4 protein-coding genes and 1 pseudogene are annotated in these 6,296 nt (G+C 42.9%); 2 read left to right on the forward strand and 3 right to left on the reverse strand.

Annotation, left to right across the window (positions count from 1 at the left end; genetic code table 11):
- Positions 1-105, reverse strand: a pseudogene (locus IM322_RS13035) (transposase); the annotation flags it as partial.
- A gap of 1,129 nt (positions 106-1,234) precedes the next feature.
- Here IM322_RS13035 and IM322_RS13040 point away from each other — a divergent pair.
- Together IM322_RS13040 and IM322_RS13045 are read left to right on the forward strand one after the other, a co-directional pair.
- A complete protein-coding gene (locus tag IM322_RS13040) occupies positions 1,235-1,519 on the forward strand; it encodes a hypothetical protein (RefSeq protein ID WP_287232257.1) in 285 nt (94 codons plus the stop codon).
- Complete coding sequence (locus IM322_RS13045) at positions 1,512-2,288, forward strand: class I SAM-dependent methyltransferase (protein ID WP_287673875.1); 777 nt, start codon at positions 1,512-1,514, stop codon at positions 2,286-2,288. Before IM322_RS13040 ends, IM322_RS13045 begins: the two co-directional genes overlap by 8 nt.
- Here IM322_RS13045 and uvrA read toward each other — a convergent pair.
- Together uvrA and cysE are read right to left on the reverse strand one after the other, a co-directional pair.
- The gene (uvrA, locus tag IM322_RS13050; RefSeq protein WP_287673874.1) at positions 2,278-5,157 is read right to left on the reverse strand and encodes an excinuclease ABC subunit UvrA; all 2,880 of its coding nucleotides are present in this window, start codon (positions 5,155-5,157) and stop codon (positions 2,278-2,280) included. The two genes, IM322_RS13045 and uvrA, sit on opposite strands and share 11 nt — an antisense overlap.
- Before the next feature lie 201 nt (positions 5,158-5,358).
- Complete coding sequence (cysE, locus tag IM322_RS13055) at positions 5,359-6,132, reverse strand: serine O-acetyltransferase (RefSeq protein ID WP_287673873.1); 774 nt, start codon at positions 6,130-6,132, stop codon at positions 5,359-5,361.
- Positions 6,133-6,296: the final 164 nt, after the last annotated feature.

The following is a 6,296-nucleotide window of genomic DNA, read 5'->3' on the forward strand; positions in this document are numbered from 1 at the left end:
ACGAACACAAGAATTACGCACAAACTGAGAAGTTCTGATAGCTTCATCGAGTTTCTGATATTGCTCTGGTGTTCCGTTTTTTAGCTTTGCTTCTACGACTAGCATCTAACAATCCTCGACCCTTGGCTAGGTTAAGTATAAGACAGTTTACCCACAGATGGTAGAATTAAACCGATGCTCTGGGGTTGATATTCTGGTCGGATTTCATCCCCCGCAAAGGTGAGTATCTTGTCGAAAAATGTAGCGGGGGCATTCATCCGACATTTTAGGTAACAACAAAACCGCACTAAGGCAGTTTTATCCCAAATCCAGTTAGCAAAACCCAGTTATCATCAGGGACCACTGAAGTGGTCACTAGAAACAAGAAGGTTTGTCCACTGCACTGGATCAGGGGGATTTGGTGTTACCCTGACAATTGCGGCTCGATATCCTCGCCCATACCCGAAGTCGATCCCAACGATTGGACAGTCTCAGATGGTCAATAAGTCTAACCGATTGTCTTACCTCTGCTCAGACTATCGAACGAGGTTTTCCGACCTTGATAGTCTTGAGTCGGCGTTTGATAATCTAACTTTTGATGGAATCTTAGCTTATTGTAGCACTTTATACAGATATGTGGGCCCCGCTGCTATTTCTCTCTTAGCGTTGCTCAAATAAAAATACCTGATCTTGCGCGTAACTCAATTTAAAACTAGGCGATCGCTGCAAGCCTCTGATCAGATGGCTGACAACCGACGGCGACTCGTCCAACCGGGATGGCGCTGGTTAAGCAGGACATAATCAAACTGCTGCAAGTCAATCTCGGTGCTATCTACTTTCGTCAACTGGAGGTTGAGACGGTGGGTCAGGTGAGGAGCAATTTGGGAAGTCGTCAGGACAATTTCCAGGCTATCAAAGACAACTACTATAAAATAACTTTACATTTCTTTTATCACTTTTGGAAAATGCTATTCTTGTAGATGGGACAAAAGAACTAAAAATCTCCATTGATGCCAATTGGATAATTTAAGCGCATCTTATGATAGTCTAAATCTTTTCCTAAAGATGGTAGTAGGAAAGAGTGGCTACCGTGAGAGAGTATTATCCATCGTCTCGGTCTTGAGTGGGATGTATGGCCATTCTCATCGGATGGTAATTTCTGTCATGTCTGACCTGTTTGGGGTGAAGATGTCTTTATGGTTAAAAGACCGCAGGGAACGCACGTTGTCAGACGAGGACATATTACACTATCTTTATGATAGTAGTAACCTTAGCCGAAACCATGAAAACAATTAGTTTTAAAACCCATGTAGGAGAAGATGGAACATTACAAATATCTTTACCGCCTGAACTTAAAAACACAGATTTAGAAGTTACCTTAGTTTATCAGCCAATATCTCTAAAAGAAAAAGAAGAAAAAACTACATTTAGCCAATGGCAAGAAGGCTTTTTTGAAGAAGTAATTGGCGGTTGGGAAGGTGAATTATTAGTAAGAGAAAAACAGCCAGATTATGAGGAAAGAGCGATCGAGAATGATTAAGGACAAAAATCAGCAAACCTATAGAGACCCTAGTATTGTCGGTTATTATGCCCAATTAACCGCGCTACAGCCGGCAGAAAGGACAATTTTAACCCTGCTGCAAGAGCGTTTATCAACGATGAAAATGCTTGATTTGGGGGTAGGTGCGGGACGGACTACGAAGTATTTTGCACCTCTTGTGGGAGAATATATCGGTGTCGATTATTCTGCGGAAATGATCGCCGCTTGTCGTCAAAAATTCCCCCATTTAGTCTGGCAAGTGGCCGATGCTAGAAATCTAGAACAATTTGCGGATAATTATTTTGATTTTATTCTCTTTAGTTTTAATGGCATTGATTATATTTCCCCTGCTGACCGTTTCCTAGTTTTAGAGGAAATTAGCCGCATCGGTAAAGCTGGTGGTTATTTTTGCTTTTCTAGTCATAATCTTCAGGGAATTATCTCAGAATTCGATTGGAAAAAAAAGATTAGTTTCAATCCTTTTAGTAGCTATGTCAATTTAGTCATCTGGGCGATTTTGCGTGCCTGTAATCCCTCTCTTAGCTACAAACAGTTATTGACTGCTGACTATGCAATTATTCGGGATGAACCCCATAATTTTCGTCTGCAAAATTATTACGCCACACCCAAAGAACAATTAAGACAGTTAAAGTCCTACTTTCAAGATATTAAAATTTATTCTTGGAAAACTGGTCAGGAAATTAAGAGCGAACAAGAGTTAAATACTAATCTTGATCATTGGCTGTATTATCTCTGTGTTATTCCCTAATATTATCCTGCTTTTTTGGGGGATATTGAAGTAATGCTTGGGCAAGATAATGACCAGTGTAGGATTTTTCACATTTAGCCACGGTTTCCGGTGTTCCCACCGCGATTAATTCTCCTCCCTTGTCCCCTCCTTCTGGTCCCAAATCAATAATCCAATCGCTACAGCGAATCACGTCGAGATTATGTTCGATGACGATAATCGAATTACCTTTATCGACCAATCTTTGTAACACATCTAAGAGATGATGCACATCATAAAAAGATAACCCCGTAGTCGGTTCATCGATCAAATATAGGGTTTTTCCCGTGGCCCGTCGGGATAATTCGGCCGCTAATTTCACCCTTTGCGCTTCTCCACCGGATAAAGTGGGCGCGCTTTGACCGAGTTTACAGTATCCTAAACCCACATCCACGAGAGTTTGTAATCTGGTGGTGGCCCGGGGGACATTTTCAAAGACCTTTAATGCTTCCTCGATCGTCATATCTAAGACATCGGCGATCGAATAACCTTTATACTTAACCTGTAGGGTTTCCCGATTGTAACGCGCCCCTTTACACACATCACACTGCACATAGACATCGGGGAGAAAATTCATCTCGATGACGTTTACTCCTTGGCCTAGGCACGCTTCACAGCGTCCTCCTTTAACATTAAAAGAAAACTGCCCCGCTTTGTAACCTCTAGCTTTTGCTTCGATGGTTTCGGTGAAAATCTCGCGAATAATGTCAAAAACCCCCGTATAGGTGGCAGGATTTGACCGAGGAGTGCGTCCTATCGGTGATTGGTCAATGACAATTACCTTATCAACCGCGTCCAATCCTTCCACTTTATCTAACTCTTTGGGGAAGGGAGTTAAACGGGTTAAATGATGTTGTAAAGCCGGATATAATAACTCATTAATTAAGGTGGATTTGCCCGAACCAGATACTCCCGTAATCGAGACTAATTTTCCTAAAGGAATCGTTACATCAATATTTCTTAGGTTATTTTGATGGCAATTTTTTAAGACTAAAGCATTACCATTCCCTTCCCTTCTTTGGGGAGGAGTTTCAATAACTTTGCGTCCCGATAAGTAGGCCCCTGTTATCGATTTTTGGGACTTTAAAAGGGTTTTAAAACTGCCTTGACAGATGATTTCTCCGCCATGAATCCCCGCTTTCGGACCGATATCGACGACATAATCGGCTGCCCGAATCGTTTCTTCATCGTGTTCGACGACAATTAAAGTATTACCTAAATCTCGTAATCTTTGCAGGGTTTCTAACAGTTTACTATTATCTCTTTGGTGTAATCCGATGCTAGGTTCATCGAGAACGTATAGTACTCCTGTTAATCCCGAACCGATTTGAGTGGCTAATCGAATTCGTTGGGATTCTCCCCCGGATAAAGTCATCGCCGGTCGATCGAGGGTAAGATAATCTAATCCCACATCGATTAAAAATTGTAGTCTCGCTTTGATTTCTTTGAGGGCTAATTCTCCAATTAATGCTTGTCTTGGGGTTAAATGACAATCATTAATTCTCTGCAAACAATCCCGAATGGGAACTCCGGTAAAATCCGTGATCGTATATTGTCCTAAACGTACCGATAAAGCTTCCGGTTTTAATCTTTTTCCGTGACAAACTTCGCAGGTTTGGTTAACAATATATTTCTCTAGTCTTTGTTTAATAACTTCCGAGGTGGTTTCTTGATAATTCCTATCTAAGATATTGATAACTCCCGCAAATTCTCGATAGTAACCGCGACCACTATCATAACGGTAATCATCTTCAAAATAGATCGGTTCTTTACTCCCATAGAGAATGATATCTTGCTGGGTTTTTGTTAGTTTCTGCCAAGGGGTTTGAATTTCAAAACCTAAAGCTTGCCCTAAACCGTAGAGGAGAGAAAGATAGTAGGAGTTATCCTTATCTGACCAAGGAGCAATAGCCGAATAAACCGGTTGTTTCGGGTCTGGAATGACTAAATCTGCCGAAAATTTTCGTAAACTGCCCAATCCGTGACAGTTGGGACAAGCACCATAGGGAGAATTAAAAGAGAATAAACGGGGGGATAATTCCTCCATAACTGCCCCGTGTTCAGGACAGGCAAATTTCTCGGAAAAGACAATTTCTTTGGTAACTTCGGGATTATCTTCGTTATTCTCATCGAGAATTTCCACAATCGCTACACCATCGGAATGCTTTAAACAAGTGGTTAAAGAATCTACTAATCTTTCCTGTAAACCCTCTTTCTTGATCAGGCGATCGATAACAATTTCAAGATCATGAAGATGTTTTTTATCTAACTCGATGCCCTCGGATAATTCTACTACCTTGCCGTCAATCCGCACCCGGGCAAAGCCTTGGGAGGCCAAACTAGAGATTAATTGCTTATGAGTGCCTTTTTTGCCGCGAATTACCGGGGCTAAGATTTGAAAACGGGTTTTCTCGGCTAATTCCATCACTCGATCGCACATTTGATCGATGGTTTGGGGGGCAATATTGCGATCGCAATGGGGACAATGGGGTTCACCGGCACGACCGAACAATAAACGCAAGTAATCGTAAATTTCCGTTACAGTTCCCACACTAGAACGGGGATTGTGGGAAGTGGATTTTTGGTCAATGGAAATAGCCGGACTTAAACCCTCGATCGCATCCACATCGGGTTTATCTAATTGTCCTAAAAATTGGCGCGCGTAGGCGCTGAGGGACTCCACATAGCGGCGCTGTCCCTCCGCAAAAATAGTGTCGAAAGCGAGGGAAGATTTGCCCGATCCCGAAACTCCCGTAAAAACAATCAACTGATTGCGGGGTAATTCGAGATCAACATTTTTGAGATTGTGTTGTCGGGCGCCACGGATACGGATCGAGTCAGTTTGAGCCATCGGACGGTGCCAAGTAGTCCTTAATAATAATAGCTTTGACGAATGGGTTTCAGCTACTAAGTAGGTAGGTGTTAAAAATTGTCAGATACCCCCTTATTAAGGGGGAATTAAGGGGGGATCGAAGGCAAAATCCATCTTCTATTTAATTAAAACCACTTACTTAGAAAACCAGTCTTCTATCATATCAGAAGATTATCGGGGTTAAACCGCCCGTTCGAGAAACTCGCGCATATCTCGATCGGCCGCAGGACAACAGCTATGACTCGCTTCTTCTTCTAAATGGGCTAAAACTGGGCAATTAATCCGATAATCTGGTTCTTTTGACCGTTCTAGCCGCAATTCGTACACTTGTTTTTCCAGTTGTTCGATGCGGTCCACCAAAGCGCGAATAGCCACCGCTTCCGAGTCGAGTAAATCACCGTGTTCGAGGGGTTCCACCCGCGTCCCGGCCCGATAGATTAAACGACCGGGGACACCAACAACGGTACAATCGGCAGGAATATCGCGCAGGACCACAGAACCCGCACCGACGCGAACGTTATTACCCAGATAAATATTACCTAAAACCTTGGCCCCAGCGCCGACCACCACATTTTCCCCTAGAGTCGGGTGACGTTTACCGCTTTCTTTCCCCGTCCCTCCTAAAGTAACTCCTTGATAGATGAGGGCATAATCACCGACAATGGCCGTTTCTCCGATGACAACTCCCATGCCATGGTCGATAAAAACACCCTGACCTATTTGGGCGCCGGGGTGAATTTCGATACCAGTCAGAAAACGGGCAAGATGGGAAATTAAACGGGGAATAAAGGGAATCCCGATCTGATATAGCCAATGGGCGAAGCGATGGCACAGTAAAGCCTGTAATCCGGGATAACAAAACATTACCTCTAACCAGTTGCGGGCAGCGGGGTCACGTTCAAAAATGATCTTGAAATCGGCTAGGAGATTAGATAACACGAGTCTTGATTCCATATTGATCGAGCTTATACTAAACCATGTTATCGAAAATTTGGGTTAAAACCCCGTCCTTTGAGGACGGCTTTAAGCTAAAATGGAAAAAGCGATAACCAAGCTAAAAACTGAACCTTGACCACAGATAGTAGGGGGTTTCGTTCAGAAAAGACTTCAAATTCGGC

It is taken from the genome of Microcystis sp. M109S1, from assembly GCF_020247025.1.
Taxonomy (GTDB): domain Bacteria; phylum Cyanobacteriota; class Cyanobacteriia; order Cyanobacteriales; family Microcystaceae; genus Microcystis.